This window comes from Paenibacillus cookii, assembly GCF_018333375.1.
GTDB lineage: Bacteria > Bacillota > Bacilli > Paenibacillales > Paenibacillaceae > Paenibacillus_AQ > Paenibacillus_AQ cookii.
Window position 1 is genome coordinate 16,262 of the sequence record NZ_BORW01000012.1, and the last position, 16,960, is coordinate 33,221.

At 51.9% G+C, this 16,960-nt stretch carries 20 protein-coding genes; 9 read left to right on the forward strand and 11 right to left on the reverse strand.

What is annotated here, in order from left to right:
* Positions 1 to 154: 154 nt before the first annotated feature.
* Together lipA and KI367_RS13035 are read left to right on the forward strand one after the other, a co-directional pair.
* Entirely contained in the window at positions 155 to 1,060 is a 906-nt protein-coding gene (gene lipA, locus KI367_RS13030) for a lipoyl synthase (protein ID WP_052146915.1), read from the forward strand.
* Between the two features lie 44 nt (positions 1,061 to 1,104).
* Positions 1,105 to 1,443 (forward strand): YutD family protein, encoded by a 339-nt coding sequence (locus KI367_RS13035; RefSeq protein WP_036708952.1) that lies wholly within the window; start codon positions 1,105 to 1,107, stop codon positions 1,441 to 1,443.
* Positions 1,444 to 1,502: 59 nt separating this feature from the next.
* On the opposite strand, the gene KI367_RS13040 is transcribed toward KI367_RS13035, so the two are convergent.
* Both KI367_RS13040 and spoVV read right to left on the reverse strand, forming a co-directional pair.
* On the reverse strand, positions 1,503 to 2,306 hold the full coding sequence (locus KI367_RS13040; RefSeq protein WP_212950142.1) for an NAD kinase: 804 nt from the start codon (positions 2,304 to 2,306) through the stop codon (positions 1,503 to 1,505).
* Positions 2,307 to 2,375: 69 nt separating this feature from the next.
* Positions 2,376 to 3,623, reverse strand: coding sequence for a dipicolinic acid transporter SpoVV (gene spoVV / locus KI367_RS13045; protein ID WP_212950144.1), 1,248 nt, complete (start codon positions 3,621 to 3,623; stop codon positions 2,376 to 2,378).
* A 458-nt stretch (positions 3,624 to 4,081) separates the two neighbouring features.
* Between spoVV and KI367_RS13050 the strand changes: the two genes are divergently transcribed.
* Positions 4,082 to 4,783, forward strand: a complete 702-nt coding sequence (locus KI367_RS13050) for a DUF2225 domain-containing protein (protein WP_036708959.1) — start codon at positions 4,082 to 4,084, stop codon at positions 4,781 to 4,783.
* A gap of 48 nt (positions 4,784 to 4,831) precedes the next feature.
* On the opposite strand, the gene KI367_RS13055 is transcribed toward KI367_RS13050, so the two are convergent.
* Complete coding sequence (locus KI367_RS13055) at positions 4,832 to 5,062, reverse strand: hypothetical protein (protein ID WP_036708961.1); 231 nt, start codon at positions 5,060 to 5,062, stop codon at positions 4,832 to 4,834.
* Complete coding sequence (locus KI367_RS13060) at positions 5,059 to 5,229, reverse strand: YycC family protein (RefSeq protein WP_212950146.1); 171 nt, start codon at positions 5,227 to 5,229, stop codon at positions 5,059 to 5,061. The genes KI367_RS13055 and KI367_RS13060 overlap by 4 nt, the downstream gene beginning before the upstream one ends.
* A 130-nt stretch (positions 5,230 to 5,359) precedes the next feature.
* On the opposite strand from KI367_RS13060, the gene KI367_RS13065 reads away from it, so the two are divergent.
* A complete protein-coding gene (locus KI367_RS13065; RefSeq protein ID WP_212950148.1) occupies positions 5,360 to 7,159 on the forward strand; it encodes a M3 family oligoendopeptidase in 1,800 nt (599 codons plus the stop codon).
* A 275-nt stretch (positions 7,160 to 7,434) separates the two neighbouring features.
* Positions 7,435 to 7,842, forward strand: a complete 408-nt coding sequence (locus KI367_RS13070; RefSeq protein WP_036708964.1) for a hypothetical protein — start codon at positions 7,435 to 7,437, stop codon at positions 7,840 to 7,842.
* Positions 7,843 to 7,986: 144 nt separating this feature from the next.
* Here the strand turns inward: KI367_RS13070 and KI367_RS13075 are convergent, their stop codons facing one another.
* Together KI367_RS13075 and KI367_RS13080 are read right to left on the reverse strand one after the other, a co-directional pair.
* Positions 7,987 to 8,226: an alpha/beta-type small acid-soluble spore protein gene (locus KI367_RS13075; protein ID WP_036708966.1), complete on the reverse strand. Its 240-nt coding sequence runs from the start codon at positions 8,224 to 8,226 to the stop codon at positions 7,987 to 7,989.
* Between the two features lie 246 nt (positions 8,227 to 8,472).
* Positions 8,473 to 9,450 (reverse strand): aldose 1-epimerase, encoded by a 978-nt coding sequence (locus KI367_RS13080; RefSeq protein WP_212950150.1) that lies wholly within the window; start codon positions 9,448 to 9,450, stop codon positions 8,473 to 8,475.
* A 478-nt stretch (positions 9,451 to 9,928) separates the two neighbouring features.
* Here KI367_RS13080 and trpS point away from each other — a divergent pair, with 478 nt between their 5' ends.
* On the forward strand, positions 9,929 to 10,918 hold the full coding sequence (gene trpS / locus KI367_RS13085; RefSeq protein WP_212950152.1) for a tryptophan--tRNA ligase: 990 nt from the start codon (positions 9,929 to 9,931) through the stop codon (positions 10,916 to 10,918).
* A gap of 6 nt (positions 10,919 to 10,924) precedes the next feature.
* On the opposite strand, the gene KI367_RS13090 is transcribed toward trpS, so the two are convergent.
* Complete coding sequence (locus tag KI367_RS13090) at positions 10,925 to 11,101, reverse strand: hypothetical protein (RefSeq protein ID WP_197069942.1); 177 nt, start codon at positions 11,099 to 11,101, stop codon at positions 10,925 to 10,927.
* 235 nt (positions 11,102 to 11,336) lie between these two features.
* Here KI367_RS13090 and KI367_RS13095 point away from each other — a divergent pair, with 235 nt between their 5' ends.
* Positions 11,337 to 11,549 carry an alpha/beta-type small acid-soluble spore protein gene (locus KI367_RS13095; protein WP_036708971.1) on the forward strand — a complete coding sequence of 71 codons (213 nt, stop codon included), beginning with the start codon at positions 11,337 to 11,339 and terminating at the stop codon, positions 11,547 to 11,549.
* A gap of 231 nt (positions 11,550 to 11,780) precedes the next feature.
* Here KI367_RS13095 and KI367_RS13100 read toward each other — a convergent pair whose 3' ends face one another.
* Entirely contained in the window at positions 11,781 to 12,764 is a 984-nt protein-coding gene (locus KI367_RS13100) for a metal-dependent hydrolase (RefSeq protein ID WP_212950154.1), read from the reverse strand.
* Between the two features lie 305 nt (positions 12,765 to 13,069).
* On the opposite strand from KI367_RS13100, the gene cyoE reads away from it, so the two are divergent.
* Positions 13,070 to 14,005, forward strand: coding sequence for a heme o synthase (gene cyoE / locus KI367_RS13105; RefSeq protein ID WP_212950156.1), 936 nt, complete (start codon positions 13,070 to 13,072; stop codon positions 14,003 to 14,005).
* A gap of 209 nt (positions 14,006 to 14,214) precedes the next feature.
* The gene (locus KI367_RS13110; protein WP_212950157.1) at positions 14,215 to 14,826 is read left to right on the forward strand and encodes an SCO family protein; all 612 of its coding nucleotides are present in this window, start codon (positions 14,215 to 14,217) and stop codon (positions 14,824 to 14,826) included.
* A gap of 99 nt (positions 14,827 to 14,925) precedes the next feature.
* Here the strand turns inward: KI367_RS13110 and KI367_RS13115 are convergent, their stop codons facing one another.
* From KI367_RS13115 to KI367_RS13125, 3 genes are all read right to left on the reverse strand, one after another.
* On the reverse strand, positions 14,926 to 15,276 hold the full coding sequence (locus KI367_RS13115; RefSeq protein ID WP_212950159.1) for a toprim domain-containing protein: 351 nt from the start codon (positions 15,274 to 15,276) through the stop codon (positions 14,926 to 14,928).
* A gap of 174 nt (positions 15,277 to 15,450) precedes the next feature.
* The gene (locus KI367_RS13120; RefSeq protein ID WP_156124547.1) at positions 15,451 to 15,609 is read right to left on the reverse strand and encodes a hypothetical protein; all 159 of its coding nucleotides are present in this window, start codon (positions 15,607 to 15,609) and stop codon (positions 15,451 to 15,453) included.
* Positions 15,610 to 15,732: 123 nt separating this feature from the next.
* On the reverse strand, positions 15,733 to 16,905 hold the full coding sequence (locus KI367_RS13125) for an MFS transporter (RefSeq protein ID WP_212950161.1): 1,173 nt from the start codon (positions 16,903 to 16,905) through the stop codon (positions 15,733 to 15,735).
* Positions 16,906 to 16,960 lie beyond the last annotated feature (55 nt).

Here is a 16,960-nt window from a genome sequence, read left to right on the forward strand (position 1 = left end):
CGTTAACCTCCTGCTGGCAGCTTTTATCGAAGTTTCCGGACGTAACGGTCATAAACTTAGATTGATACAAGGGAAGTCATTTTATCCCGGGTAGAGAAATGGAAGTATTTTGGGGTATTTCATGATATAATATGGGGCATGCAGCAGTAAAACCATGAAGCGAAAGAAGGTCAGATCATTGCCTAAACAAACCGTCAAGGAACCAAAGCCGGACTGGATTCGCATCAAACTGACAACCGGTGACAATTATCAGGAAATCAAGAGCATGATGCGCTCGAAGACACTACATACCGTGTGTGAAGAAGCGCGTTGCCCTAACATATACGAATGCTGGGCGAACCGCACGGCGACTTTTATGATTTTGGGCGATATTTGCACGCGCGCCTGCCGCTTTTGCGCGGTCAACACGGGAAAACCGACCGAGCTGGATCTGCAGGAGCCTGAGCGCGTTGCGGAAGCCGCCGAAAAAATGGGGCTGAAGCATTGCGTTGTCACAAGCGTTGCGCGGGACGATCTTTCCGACGGAGGCGCGATGATTTTTGCCGAAACGATTAAGGCTATCCGCAAACGCCTGCCGCTGTGCAGCGTCGAGGTCCTCATTCCCGACTTTATGGGGAACTGGGACGCGCTGAAGGTCGTGATGGATGCCAAACCGGATATTTTGAACCACAACATCGAAACCGTGGAGCGCATGTCGAACCGCGTCCGCGCGAAAGCGAAATATGAACGCTCATTGGAGCTGTTGAAAAAATCGAAGGAGCTGCAGCCGGATATTCCGACCAAATCGAGCATCATGCTCGGCGTAGGGGAAGAATGGGACGAGATCTTGCAGGCGATGGACGATCTTCGCGCCGTAGACTGCGACATCATGACCATCGGCCAATATCTGCAGCCGTCGCCGCAGCATCTGAACGTCGTAAAATATTATCATCCCGACGAATTTGCCAAGCTGAAGGAAGAAGGCATGAAGAGAGGCTTCAGCCACGTGGAATCCGGACCGCTCGTCCGCAGTTCCTACCATGCCCACGAGCAGGTCAAATCGGCGGCAAGCCATAAATAAAATCAATTTATTCATTTGAGCAGTGGAAGGCAGGGGGAGCACATTTGATTCTGATAGGCGGAAAAAGCTACGAGCTGCTGAAAGACCATAAAAACGGCTGGAACCCTGAAGCCTTTCGCGACCGTTACAGCGAAGTGCTGGACCGTTACGATTACATCGTCGGAGACTGGGGTTACAACCAGCTGCGGTTGAAGGGATTTTACCGGGATAAGCATCCTAAAGCCACCAAAGACACCGCTTTTTCCGGCATGGTGGACTACATTAACGAATACTGCAATTTTGGATGTGCTTACTTCGTTCTGCAAAAGAACCGGGACGTTCAGCCGAAAGAGAAGGATAAAGATAAAGAAAAGCCCGAAAAAGCAAAAGGCGGTTCCCAATAGGGAGCCGCTTTCGTTTTGCCGAAATCCATGTATGAACGGCCCGCAGGCCGCGTTACATTTTAACCCAGGAAGGCCTCCCTGACGCGGTTCCAAAACGGAAACGGGCGGTAACGGGCAAAGCTGACCTTTTCCTTCGCGACCTGGCAGCGCACCGAAATCAAATCGTCCACTTGAATGTTGATATGGTCGATCGTGAGCAGCAGCCGCTGTTCCTTTCGAGAAAAAATGTCGGTATGGTGGTGTTTCGGCAGCAGCAGGGGAGATCCCATCGTTCGGAACACGCGGTTGTTGATCGACGCGATTTCCGCAATCTGCAGCGCCTCGATCGTCGGGTGCACCATCGCGCCGCCAAGGCTTTTGTTGTACGCGGTGCTGCCGGTCGGAGTCGAGATGCATATCCCGTCGCCGCGGAACATCTCAAAGGTCTGGTCATTGATGTCCACCTGGGCGACGACCGTGCCGTCCATGCCTTTCAGCGTAAACTCGTTTAAAGCGATATAAGAAGTATTGCCCGATTTCCGGTGGATTTCCAGCTCAAGCAAAGGATATTTCACGATCCTCGGCCGGACCGAGCCGGAGTTGCTGGCGGAACTCATCAGCTCGACGAGCTGCGGGAGCTCGTCTGCCTGCCAATCGGCGTAAAAGCCGAGATGGCCGGTATGGACGCCAACAAAAGCGATATCGGGAATATGGTCGATAAACGTATGGAAAGCATGAAGCATCGTCCCGTCGCCGCCGATCGAAACGACGATCTCTGGGGATTCGGCATCGAGCCGAAAACCGTGCTTGGCCGCCATCTTGTGGAACTGCTCACTTAAATCAACGGATAACTGATCACCGCGATCCAGAACATAATATCTCAAGAGAGTTAAGCTCCTTTATTTGGGGATATAAAGATCATAAACAATATCGGAGCATAACACAACGTTATTTCACCTTTCCGCATGCAGCCGCCGCCAGATCGAGCGAACGAACGTCCATAACAGCGAGGCTGCGGTAATGAACGCGATCAAGAGGCAGAAGTACGCCAACCGGTCGGCGAACGCGCCAGGAGCCCACGCAAACCCCGGGTCCGGCACGAAGGGCTGGAATGCAGGCGCAGGCAACAGCTTGCCCATCACCGGATTCCACAGCAGCAGGACAAGCGCCGCCGCCAAAACGGCATGGATCAGGCGGGCAAACATAAACGGCAGGTAGCGCAAATTGGTGGCATGCAGGATGCTCGCGATTTGCGCATGAACCGAAAGGCCTCCCCAGGATAAAATAAACGCCGCCGCCGCCGCTTTGAAGGGCAGTGGAATGGAAGCCGCCGCTTCTCCGGCGGAACGGGCGCCAAGCGTCACCTCAAAAAGCCCGCCCACAAGGGCCTCGGACAGCGAAGCGGGAAAACCCCCGATCCTCAGCAAATGTTCCAGCACCCGGTACAAGCTTCTCATCACGCCGGCCTGGGTCAGAAGCTCCAAAAAAACCGAAAAGAATACGACTAGCCCTCCGACGACAATAATAAGCTTTAATGAGGATTCCACGGCCTGCCGCATCATTTCGCCCAAGCTCCGGCCGTCTTCCATTCTTGCATGATGCATCGCCGCAAAAGCACGCCGAATCCGGCTGCGCCGATCCTTTGCGTTTTGGGCCGATTTGCCCGAAGCCGCAGGCAGGCTGTGCCTGCTCCCGTGGAAGCGCATGAGCAGCCCGATCAAAAATCCGCCGCCGTAATGGGAAATCGCCAATATAACCGCCAGTTTGGGGTCATGGAAAAATCCTACGGAGACGGCTCCGATCAGAAAAATCGGATCCGAAGACGTCGTAAAAGCGACGAGCCGCTCGCCTTCGTCCCTGGTCACCATGTTCTGTTCCCACAGCTTGGCCGTCAGCTTGGCGCCGATCGGGTAGCCGGATACGTAACCCATGGCCGCAACGAATCCTCCGCTGCCGGGAATCCGGAACAACGGCTTCATCAGCGGGTCGAGCAGCGTCCCGAACAAATGGACGACGCCGAAGCCAAGCATGATTTCCGAAATGATAAAAAACGGGAACAAGGAAGGGAAAAGGACGTCCCACCATATCTCAAGGCCTCGCAAGGCGGATTCCAGGTATGCCCCCGGGAACAGCATCATGAGTAGAAGGAGCGCGGCAAGTGAAACGATCATGAGCGGAAGACCCAGCTTTTTTACGGACATAGTCACACCTTCCTGTTCATGGGTCAATGGAAATGAACCTGTATACCCAAAATTTATGTTTCGCATCGGACAAACAGTACAAAAAAAGTCAGAAAGCGTTTACAAAACGGGTGTTTTTTTGGCGAATGTATGTTAAAATATACAAACAAAACCTCAATTTAAAGGATTAAATTTGAATATATGGATGGAGTGATGGGATCATGAGTATTGTCGCCGGTGTTCTGGTCTGCGCCTTCGTGTATGTCATTCGCGCCTCACTGGTCCATCCTGGGGAAGAGGATTGGAGCAGCTACTAATCATTATCTTGAAGGAGCTAAACAAACGTTTAGCGCCTTTTTTTGTTTTTTGATATACTTGGAAATGAAACCATGCGCCTCTTCGGCTTTTGGGTCCTGCCTGCTTGAAACACCATGGATCCACAGACTATAGAACGAAAGACATGAAAGGAACGTGGGGATGTGGCTTTAGAACCTCTTTATACCATTAAAGTGACCTGCAGTTTTTGCGAACATGAATTTCAAACCTCGCGCGTCCGTCCCAGCTTCAAGAAAGCCATCCGGACCGATTCCGACTTTTGCGCGTATTACAAGGACGAAAATCCGGATTACTACGTCGTCAGGGTATGCCCCAAATGCGGGTTTGCCTCGACGGAAAACTCGATGGAACGGCTGAACGATTCGCAAAAAAGGCGGTTCGAAAGCAGCATCAGCAGCCGCTGGACCTGCAAGGACTTCGGAGGGCGCCGGAATTGGGAAGCGGCTTTGGAAACGTACAAGCTCGCTTTGCTCGTCGCCCAGACGATCGGTGAAAGGGAGCGGATCATCGCAAGCCTGCTTCACCACATCGCCTGGCTGTACCGGTATAAAGGAGACGAAAAACAAGAGCAGCGTTTCCTGAAATACTGCCTGGAATCATACATAAAGGTTTATGAACTCGAAGGCGTGGGCGCAAACAACGCCCGTCTTTTATATTTGATCGGGGAGCTGAACCGCAGAATCGGCGCTTTTAACGAAGCGGTCCGTTGGTTCTCGCGGGTCATCAACGACAAAAACATCATCGACGCGGCCATGATCCGGGCCTCCCGCGAACAATGGGGCGTTCTCCGCGAGCAAATGCTGGCCCGCAAACTGGAGCTGCCGTCCGAAATGAATCCGGCTTAAGCAAACAAAAACACGCATGACTCATGCGTGTTTTGCGTACAAAGACGGTTATCGGACAGGCTGGTCGAAGCGAAGATAGTCGTTATCCGTTTCGATGACGTTCAACCTGCTGCTGCAGCAGGGGAAAACCACCAGCTTTTTGCGGCCTTCGTTGACGTTTTTCAGTTCGCTTGGCTTCAGGTTCAACCTCACGTTCCGGGCACCGCAGAAAGGGCATTCATGCACATAGATGTCGCCCATCTGTTTGTCGTAAGGCCAAGTATGCGAAAAAGGGATCATGGCTTGTCCTTCTTTTCCGCTTCTTTGGCATCGGCCTGTTCTTTGCCGAGCTCGGCGATTTTTTGCAGCAAAATATGCTGCGGCATGTGCATGAGATGTTCGAGCGGCACTCCCAGTTTTTCGGACAGCTTGACGGCCGTTTCCGGCGAGATTTGCAGTGGTTTCATGGCAAGCATCCCTCCATTCGGATCTATTTCAGTCCCTTTGGGACCTGTTTGCAGGATTGTTCCCTTACGTAATACACCTTATCACGAAAACCGTTCAATTGAAATCCTATTCAAAGAAAGGTGATTGTTCATGAATAACCCATTGAAATTGACCTGGGATTTGGAATCCATTTTTCCTGGAGGTTCCTCTTCTTCGGAGTACCAAACGTTCCTGGATACGCTCGAGAAGGATCTCCGCCAGCTGAAGCAGGACGTGGAAGCCGCCCAAGCTCCGGCCAGCGTTCAGGAGACGGAAGCGTTCGACGCGATCATCGCCTCGATGAGCAGCTGCATTTCCCGCCTTTCCGAAGGCAGCGCGTTCGTCAGCTGTTTGCAGGCACAGGATCAGAGCGATAAAAAAGCCGTTCAGCTCTCCGGCCGCATCACCGGCTTGCATGCGCTGCTCAGCACGATTACCACGCAGTTCGACGATCTTCTCGCCCGCACGGACGACGATACTTGGAAAGCTTGGATGCAGCGCGAAGTGGTGCAGCCGATTTCCTTCGTCCTGAATGAAAGCAGGGATCAGGCACGCGAAAAGATGAGCCCTGAGCTGGAAAGCCTGGCGCTGGATTTGGCCGTAGACGGTTACCATGGCTGGGGCGACCATTACGATACGGTGGTCAGCCATATCAAAATCCCGTTCGAAAAAGACGGGGAGACCGTGCTGCTGTCCGCGGGACAAGCGCATAACAAACTGCATGACGCGGATAAGGAAGTTCGCGACTCCATGTTCGTCAAGTGGAAGGAAGCATGGGCCGAGAAGGCCGATTTTTGCGGGGACACGTTAAACCATCTGGGCGGCTTCCGCTTAAAGCTGTATGAGCGCCGCGGCTGGAACGAAGTATTGAAGGAGCCGCTCGCCATCAACCGCATGTCCAAGCAGACCCTGGACGCGATGTGGGGCGTCATTCAGGACAACAAGGCGATGCTGGTCAAATATATGGAACGCAAGGCCAAGCTTCTTGGCGTCGACAAACTGAGCTGGGTCGACGTCGAAGCGCCGATCGGCAAGGTTTCCTCCACCGTGTCTTACCAGGAAGCGGCGGAAACGATCGTGGAGCAGTTCCGCAAATTCAGCCCGAAAATGGCCGATTTTGCCGAAATGGCTTTTGACAAGTCGTGGATCGAGGCCGAGGACCGTCCCGGCAAACGCCCTGGCGGGTTCTGTACCTCCCTGCCTGTCAGCAAAGCGACGCGGATTTTCATGACGTACAGCGGCACGGCTTCGAACGTGTCTACGCTCGCGCATGAGCTGGGACACGGATATCACCAGCACGTGATGGACGACCTTCCGGTATTCAACCAAAACTATGCGATGAACGTGGCCGAAACGGCTTCGACGTTTGCGGAAATGATCGTTTCCGACGCCATGGTGAAAAAAGCCGGCGACGAGCAGGAAAAGCTTGCGCTGCTTGAGGACAAAATCCAGCGGAGCGTTGCGTTCTACATGAACATTCACGCCCGTTTCCTGTTCGAAACCCGCTTCTACGAAAAACGCAAAAACGGATTGCTTAGCGTCCAGGAGTTAAACGATTTGATGGAAGAAGCGCAAAAAGAAGCGTTTTGCGACGCTTTATCGGCTTATGAGCCGACATTCTGGTGCTCGAAGCTGCATTTCTACATCACCGGCGTTCCTTTCTACAATTTCCCGTACACGTTCGGATATATGTTCAGCACGGGCATCTACGCGCAGGCGCTTCAGGAAGGCAGCGGCTTCGCGGACAAATACGATGCGCTCCTGCAGGATACCGGCGCCATGACCGTCGAAGAGCTGGCGAAAAAGCATTTGAATGCGGATTTGACCGGACGGGAGTTCTGGCAAAGCGCTTCCGATCTCCTCAAACAAGACGTGGAAGAATTTTTGGCCATGACCGATTCTCTGGCTTAAGGCCTGCTTGGACTCGGCACGGAACGACAAAAACAGGAAAAACCGCCCTGAATGGCGTTTTTCCTGTTTTTTTGCGTTTGAAAGGAAAAATCAAGGATTTTGTCATATAAACCAGAATTATATCGGAATCTAGACGAAAAAAGGATCGAAAAAGCGAAAGTGTTAGGAATAAATACCCAATTATGTTTTATATTGTTGTCTGTTCTGGCACCCTGTCTTATAATGAGTCATAAGCCCTAATTATTTTGGCGAAAGTTGAAGAGAGGAAGAAGGAAATGATGAAAACTGAGCAATTATCCCTAGCAAGACAACTTGATCTGGTCTTCAAGGAACTTGAAGAAGAGCTTTCAGGCCTATCGTCAGGAACGGTGTTTGTGCAAATACGAAATAACACCATCGGCAAATTCGGGATTCGTCATCATCCGCTGGAGGGAAGAAACGGAGAGCTTCGATCCGAGGATTCCGGCCTGACTCCGGTTCAATATTCTTCATTCCGCATCATGGCGCTTGAAAGCCTGAAGTACAAACGCCACTGGACGCACGGCGAAATCAGCTATGAGTTTGCGGTCCGGCAGGGCTCGATCATCGTCGACGCCATTTTGGAGTCGAATTATAACATGGCGAATTTAATGATCCGCTATCCCAGACATACATATTCAGATTCATTGACCGAAGTTTTTTAACCAGATACCAGCTTGAAGCAAGCAAAAAAGGCAACCTCGAAGGCTGCCTTTTCTTGCGGACGTTTTGGCCGCAGGACGGCAGGTATGGCTCACGCCTTGCCGCCGACCGACATGATATCACATTATACAAATGCCGAAAGCAGATTATTGACGACCGGAAAGCTGCTGTTCTGCGATTTGTACCAGACGTTTCGTGATGTAACCTCCCAAAGAACCAGTCTCGCGGGAAGTCATGTTGCCGTAGTATCCGTCTTGAGGGATTTGAACGCCAAGCTCTTGAGCAGCTTCAAACTTCATTTGTTGAAGAGCTGCGTTAGCTTGAGGAACCACCAGGTTGTTGGAACGGTTGCCGCGTCCTTGGTTTTGTTGTCCTGCTTGACCCATGATTGTCACCTCCTTTGAACTTTATGGTGTTATTATGGTTTTAAAGATTTGAAAACATGCGGCAAAAGAGAACGAAAAACGGTGGGAATATTTTACATGCTTAAGGCCTTTGTTGAAAAATGGGGGCATCCCGATTTTTCGTCGAAAACAGCTTGTACGGTTTGACAGTCAAATTTGCGTTTTTTCGTAAAAAGGCGCCCCTTCGACATATGTCGAAAGGACGCCTTTTGCGTAATCCTTCGTATGTTAAGACCCTGCAGGGTACACCATATCAAGATGCAAGTCCATTTCAACCGCTTGCCCGGGCTCCAGCCGGATCAAGCCCGTGACATCGGGTCCCGCATCCAGATTCGGAGCGTTCGGGAGCCAGGTGTAAGGCTCGATGCACAAAAATTCCTTGGCATCGCCTTTGGTGTATAGGACCCAATGCTTATAGTATTGCGGATCCGCCGAATATTGAAGCCCGTAACCGTCGCTGCGCATCAATGTCGCAACGGCCGGCTGGCCTTGTCCGATCCGGAAAAGCGTGTCGAAATTCGTTCCTTGAAGGTTTAAACCTTCATTAAGTTGTTCCAAAGGCCCCAGCGGCAGCACTTCGCCCGTCGTCAACAAATCCTGATCCAGACCGTAGACGGCGTCCACCGGAAGTTTAAGCGTCCATTCTTCGGGTTGTCCATCCAGCAGGAACCACGTATGGTACCCGATTCCGAAAGGCACGGGCTGATCTCCCAAATGGGTCACCTTAAAATGCTGGGTCAATCTTGCCCCCTGCAAACGCATCGTGACTTCAAGCTTCATCGGTGCCGGAAACTGCCGCATCCAATTCGGATCGTCCGCGGTCAGAAATTCCGTGGTTACCGCGCAGCCTTCTTCGTCTTCTTCGATATCGCTGACTCTCCAAGGCTGCGTGCGGTGCAGACCATGGATATGGTTGTCCCCGGCCGTGTTGCGGTCGAATTGATACTGGCGGCCTTCATATTCGAAGTGCCCCCCGCGGATTCTGCCCGGAGGAATGAGCATCGGCATGCCGAAATGATAGGGTTTTTGCATATAAAATGCCAAATCGTTTTCATCGGGTGTTCTTAAGACTTGTCGGTTCTGGATGTTGTCCCAGATGGAAATCACGTTGTTCCCCAGCCACGGCAGCAGCGTGACTTCAAGCTCGCGACTATGAAGGATGTAAGTATCGTAACCATTCCATTGCCCTTTGGTCACTTGTTTCATATCGATGCTCCTTTTCCAATCTTTGAATTCAGTTCGTTTACGGTCACTTTAAGATATCATAACAGATTTTGCGACGGTTCGTAAAAAAGAGGTTTGACAATTTGACAAGTTCAGCGATATCATAGGCATTGCATAAAGGCTTTCAATGATTATACGAACACGATGACAGGGACAAGTAAGCAAAGGCGGCATAACCTTCAGAAAGCCGGTGGTTGATGCGAACCGGTGGAGCCGATTTTGCCGAATGGACCCTTGAGTGCCGAGTTGAACGGAAGCGGTAAGCTTCCCGCGTAGGCCGGCCGGCTTATTCCACGTTAAGGAATCGAAAGGCTTCCAGAACATGGGTTTTGCGTACGCTTCGTATGCATGATCGTTTCCATGCTGGCGGCAAAAAAGGGTGGCACCACGGTCTCACGTCCCTTACGGGCGATGGGGCCTTTTTTGCATACACATAAATTAACATTTGGAGGGATATTTCATGAAAAAGGTACTTTCCGGCATTCAGCCGAGCGGCAAGCTGACGCTGGGCAACTATATCGGCGCCATGAAAAACTTCGTCAAGCTGCAAAACGACTACGCCTGCAATTTCATGGTCGTCGACCTGCATGCGATCACGGTTCCTCAGGAACCGGCGGCGCTTCGCGAGCAGTCGGAGGCGGTAGCGGCCTTGTTCATCGCCGCGGGCATCGATCCCGATAAAGCCAACGTATATATGCAGTCCCATGTACCGCCGCACGCGGAGCTGGGCTGGATTCTGACGACGCTCACTTCGATGGGCGAGCTCGAACGCATGACGCAATTCAAGGACAAGGCTGCCGGAAAAGATTCGGTCGGGGCCGGCCTGTTCGTGTACCCGTCGCTTATGGCGGCCGACATTTTGGTGTACAATGCGGATCTGGTGCCCGTCGGCGAAGACCAGAAACAGCATCTGGAGCTGACCCGCGATTTGGCGGGACGGTTCAACCACCGCTATGGCGAATATTTTACGATCCCCGAGCCGTACATTCCGGAAGTGGGCGCACGCATCATGTCATTGGACGACGCTTCGAAAAAGATGAGCAAAAGCAATCCGAATCCGGGAAGTTATATCGCGCTTCTCGATACGCCGGATGAGATTCGCAAAAAAATCAGCCGCGCCACGACCGATTCCGGCAGAGAGGTCCGTTTCGACCCTGCCGAAAAACCCGAAATCAGCAACCTGATGAGCATTTTCGCGGAATGTTCGGGCATGTCGATCGCCGAGATCCAAAACAAATACGAAGGGCAAATGTACGGCGGATTTAAGAAGGATTTGGCCGAGGCGGTCGTTTCCGTGATTGAACCGCTGCAAAAGCGATACTACGAAATCCGGGAGTCCGGCGAGCTTCACGATATCCTTCAAAGAGGCGCCGAAAAAGCAACGGAAACCGCATCGCGCACGCTTTCGGACGTGAAAGAGCGGATGGGCTTCCTGCTGCCGAAAAAATAAACGGGTTTACGCTTCGTTGGAACGGTTCTTTTTGGCCTTGACCACAAAACCCCAGCCGATGTTGCAGATGGCCAGCACGCCTAACAATAGGGCGATCCATCCGTTATGGCTTATGGCAATGGCGCAGGCACCCAAAAGGAAAATGGACGAGCATGCAAACCAAAGGGACAAACCTTTACTCATGTAAAAAACCTCCAGACAAGATATGAATTCTGTTCTGTATAACTCTTAAAGACGGTGACATACTAAGCTTGCAAGTTCGTTACTCACTTGAGGATACTGCAAAGATCCGAACGGGACGTTGGGCGGGAGCAGGCTTGAGCGATGTGCTTGTGCCGGATTCGGCGCCTGAAGGGACCCGTTGCCGGATGTTTGCAAATTCCGAACTCACATGCAGAATAGAAGGGAGATTTTTATTATGGGTCAATCTCGTTCTAACAATCTGGTCGTTCCGCAAGCAAGAACAGCTTTGCAGCAAATGAAAATGGAAGCTGCGCGCGAGCTGGGGGTTCAAATTCCCCAGGACGGTTACTACGGTAACATGACCTCCCGCGAAACAGGTTCCCTTGGAGGATATATTACCAAGCGTCTGGTCCAGTTGGCCGAACAATCGTTGCAAGGCCGTCAATAATCCGATATGTCCCAGGCCCGAAGCGCATGAAGCGTTTCGGGCTTTTTAACGTGGCTCTGCGGGAGATCGTTTTAAGCAATGCAGCTCCCTGCTTGCGGTGAATCCTTCGCGCGAAAACGCTCTTACGGTGATTCTCTCGTACCGAAAAGCATTCGTCAAGCCGAAATCGGGAAGACGCCAAAAAAAGCCGCCCCCTAAAAAAGGAAGCAGCTTCGCGTTGATCAAGGCGCTTCAGCCCGAATTGATGGACAGTCTTTTATCCATTTTTTTGGCGCTGAGCCATCCAACGTACGTGTTGATCGGTTGATACTGTTTATCCATGACCAAAACGGCCACGAACGGATATTGCTTGCGGTGGCGGTAACGCACGTCGGCCCAGCGGACGACGTAACCCCAAGGCAGGTTTTCGACTTCGGCCACGGCAAACGAGGTGAAGTAAAGAAACGCCTGGACGTCGGGATGACGCTTGGAATGTTCGACGGCCGGATGCTGCTCGGTGCGGGCGTGTTTTCGCCACTCCAGCTCATTTCCGTTCAGCACCCCGATTTCGTAGCTGCCGTCTTTTAAAGCCTTGACGACATGCCATTTATGGAAGGTGACGGTCGGGATGACGTAATAACGGTCGCCTTCCTGGCGGGAAGCATCGAGACGTTTGACCTCGGCCGTTTTCATGGAATGGACGATGGTGCGCCATACGTAATACAGGGCCGTCAAAATGTATAATCCCGTGAACAGGGGAGCGGGCTGCATCGCTCCCGTGCTCCACAGCAGAACGGCCGCGGCATGCGTCGAAAAAATAAACGGATCGAAAATATGGATAATGTTCCAGGATATCCAGCGTTCCGAGAACGGGCGTGCGGCTTGCGTACCGTACGTATTGAACAAATCGCTGAACACGTGAACGCAAACGGCGATCCCGGTCCAGAGAATGATATGCCCTGCCGGCACGCTCCTGAACAACATCGCCAAAATGCCGCTGATCAGCGCGGTCCAAATGACGAGAAAAGGAAGCGAATGCGTAATGCCCCGATGGTTCTTCACGTAGAGGGCATTGCTTTTGACGCGCAAGAGCCCGTCGAAGTCGGGGGCCTGGGAGCCGATGACCGTGCCGAGAAGGACGGCGGTGGCGAGCATGGGGCTGCCGGCGACGGCGGGATCGACGTAAGCGAGTCCGGCCAAACTGAGGCCCATGACAAAATGTGTGGCTGTATCCATCTCCATGTCTCCTTCTTGTTGTTCTTATTTCCATTGTAACAAAACCTGAAAATGCATTCCTGCCCCGACGGGGCCATTCGTGTGACCATTTTGCGAATAGTGCAACAATCTTCCTTATAATAGTTACTACCCACTTTTGGATGAATATATAAGGGTTTGACCATACTAATTTGTGTCACCGAATTGTCAAAAAGGTGAAAGAATTTGCAGAGGATTGTCAAACACTTTTGGCTTTTGATATGATAAACTTTATAGCGGAGGCTTCAATTCCTCCAGAACGACAGAATAAGGAGGATTCTAAAGGCGTGGACAATCATTTAAGTTACCAGGCTCCTTCGGATTCCGCGACCCTTTCCATCAAGCAAACGCCGCCGAATTCATCGGCTACATGGAAAGATTTCATTACACTTACAAAACCCGGGATTATCCGGTCTAATTTAATTGCTGTTTTTGCAGGCTACTGGCTTGCTTCCCAGTGGGACATTCAATTCGGGAAATTGATCCTCACGCTGCTGGGAACGGTGCTCGTGATGGCCTCCGCCTGTGTATATAACAATTATTTTGATCGAGAACTCGATATGAAAATGGAACGCACACGGAACCGTACGCTTCCAGCCGGTCGCCTGAAGCCCTCGATTGTGCTATGGTATGCATTTATCCTGGGGGTCCTTGGACTGGCGGATCTTTTTATTTTTTCGGGAGTTCTTGCCGGTATTTTCGGGCTCGTCGGCATGTTCGTATATGCGATCGTGTATACCATGTGGCTGAAACGCTCATCGACATGGAGCACGTCGATCGGCGCCATCTCCGGTGCGATGCCTCCGGTCATCGGCTACGTCGCCGTGACGCAGAGCGTCGATCTCGGAGCTTTTCTTCTGTTTGCATTGCTCTTTCTGTGGCAGCCGCCGCATTTCTGGGCGCTTGGCATTCGCCGCGTTGAAGAATACAGAGCCGCGGGTTATCCGCTTTTGCCTGTAGTCAAAGGCATCAAAAGAACCAAAATCCAGATCATTCCGTATCTGGCGCTGCTTGTTCCCATTCCGATCCTGATGTATGTGTTTGGTTATACCGGCATTTATTTCGCGATTATCGGAACGCTGCTTTCGCTCTTCTGGCTGTATCTCAGCATCAAAGGTTTGACGGCTAAAGACGACGACGCTTGGGCGAAAAAATTGTTTATCTTTTCGATCAATTTTTTAACGTTGAGCCTGATCGTCATGATTTTGAATACCGTTCATTAACCAATATATAACCGGACAAATCCCATGGATGCATGGGATTTTTTCTGGAAAGCCTTCAATTTCCGACAACATCGAATACGGCCCGGGACGGCAGGGAAAAGGATTGAAATCAGGTAGAAGCTTTCGGGCGTCTACCTGAATTTACAATAACCGTTTGCTTCAAGTTGGCGGACAGCTTGCGAACGGATCGTGGGAGGAAGAATGGAACAATGTTGAAACGCTATAAATGGACATGGATTCTGCTGGCGATCATCGTCATTTTGGCGGGATATCTGGTTTATGCCGGTACGGGGATCGGGAAATCCAAGCTGCCGGTACTCGGGGAAGTCGAGGACTTTTCCTTCGAAAACGTGGACGGCAAAACGGTAACCCGCGACGACACCAAAGGAAAAGTCCGGCTTTTTTATTTCTTTTACACCAGCTGCCCGGACGTATGCCCCGTAACGACGTTCCTGCTCTCCCAGACGCAGAAGCAGCTGATTAAAGACGGAACGTTCGGCAAGGATGCGGAATTCGTTTCGATCTCCTTCGATCCCAAAGTGGATACGCGGGAAAAGATCAAAGAGTTTGCGGATAAATTTTACGTCAATTACAACGGATGGTATTTCCTGCGAGGGGAAGACCAAAAAATCAGGGATGTCGCCGAAAAGTCGTTTAAAATCGCGATCGTAGGCGACAACAAGGACAACTTCGCCCACTCCAACATCATCGCTCTGGTGGACCGCGACAATAAGGTGCGCAAGCTGTACAACGCCAACGACACCGATAACGTCACCGCGGAAGCGCTGGCCAAAGACGTCGAGGAGCTGGCGAAGCAATAAAAGCATACACGGGCAATCGTAAGCGCCGATCATTCACCTATGAGTTATAGGTTGAGTCGAAAGGCGCTTTTTTTGCGTGCATGAACGAAGAAGTGATCGTCACGGAATCGGAGGAAATTCCGGGTAAATGATGAATTCTTCAAGTCCCGCTTTTTCGAGCTGGGCAACCAGGTATTCGTCAGGCGTACCCTCGACCCCGGGATAACCTCGCCTCGTATAAATATGTCCCGCATCGGGAAACGCGTCGCGGAGCACGCCGCGGATTTTTTTGCCCGAGCTGTCGTTATCCATAAAAAGATAAACCTCTTCGTCCTTGATTTCTTTGCGCAGCGATTCGAGTTTGTTGGAATTGAGCGTGCCGAAGGTGCACACGATCCGGACGTCCTCGTGAAGCAAACGGCGGAGCTTGCTGCGGTCGTTTTTACCTTCGACGATAATGTAAATGGCCATGAGTTCACCTCGGGTAAGGAGAGACGCTGCCGTCTCCTATCGAAATTCCCCGGGAAATGTTGAAAACAAACATCGTCCCCGGTTTCTTTTAGTGTAGCTCTTTTCATGGCCGTCATGCAAAAAATAAGACGACCGGCCTTGGCAGGCAGATCGTCTATTCAGGTTTTCCCTAAACTAACACCAGAAGGCGCGCAAAATGATGACCAGCAAGATAAAGAGCACCAGAACCACTCCGACATTGCTGCCTACGCAAGGCGAAACGACCGGTGCAGTCGCTACTGGAGCAACCGGCGCTACGGGACCGCAGCCGCAGTGTCCCAAATGATGACCCATACCTATCACCCCGCTCTCGTTTATGTCGCATGACACAATGTATCCTATGTGGGTATAAGGCATAAGTTTTGTGCAATGGCCCATTCGCCCTGATTTAGGTTTTTACCCATATGGGACGATCGCTCATGAAGCCGGCGTCTGCTTCGCGTTCGGATACAGCAGGGAACCGGGCTTGCGGCTTGTCGGGATCATCATCAGCCCGAGCATCAGGAGGGCAAACGCAATAAAATACGGCGACACGAAGTCGCGAAGCTGCCCCGCCGCGATGGGCCCGATAAAAGAGCCGATCGACATGGCGATGGACTGCAGCGAAAAAACCCGGCCCAGCTTGCTGCCGCCGCTTAGTTGAATAAACAGCGAGGCCATGGCGGGGAAAATGATCCCCTTGGCCGTTCCAAGGATAAACAGCGTCACCGCAAGCGGTATGCTCTGAAAGGCTGCCAGGCCATAAAAGCAAAGCGCCAGCAGGAAAATGCCGCCCAAGACTCTTTTGAAGGGGGAGTACCGGTTGACGAAAAGCATGCTTAGCGTCAATAACGCGCCGATGCTCATGACGGAAAACAGAATGCCCGTCGACATGATGCCGTCCATGCCGGTGGCCCGCAGCGGAAGCTCGAAAAACAGAATTCCCTGCGAGCATGAGATAACGAACGGCAGAATATATATGCGCCAGGGGACCTGGAATTTGGTGGCCGGGGAAATTTGGGCGTCCATTTCCGGCGTATTGCCGGAAGGGCGAACCGCTGTTTGCAGCGTCCGCGGAAGGCTGAACATGGCCATGATGCCGGTAGCGATCAGAAGCCAGCCAAGCCCCTGGAACGTAGCCGAATACCCGGCTTTGGCAACGATAAACGCCCCTGCTGCAGGGGACACGACGGAAGCTAACGTGTGCACGACGCCGTGGCCGGACATGAATTTGCCCTGGACGACTTTATCCGAAGAAAGCGAGGCGAGCAGCGCAAGGCAGGCAGGGGAAAGAAAGGCAAGCACGAAACCGCTGACCGACCGGAGCGCCAGCAGCTGCCACGGGTAATGAACGAAAGATTGGAGCAGCAGCACGATGCCGGCCGACACGAGGCTGAATATGATGTAACGTCGGCTGCCATGTTTGTCGATCACGGTGCCTGCGATCAGATTGCCCGGCAAATGCGTCAAGGCATAGATGCCCATCATCCAGCCGATAAAAACGGGCGCCGCCCCGAGGGACACGGCAAACGGCGTTAATATGGGGTATTGGGCATGGAGATCGAAAAAAGCGAGAAACAAAAACATGTACAGCCAAATGGCGGTTTTCACTTGAGGCAGCTCCTTTCCGGCGAAGACAAGTCATAATATACCTTTACGCTTGTAC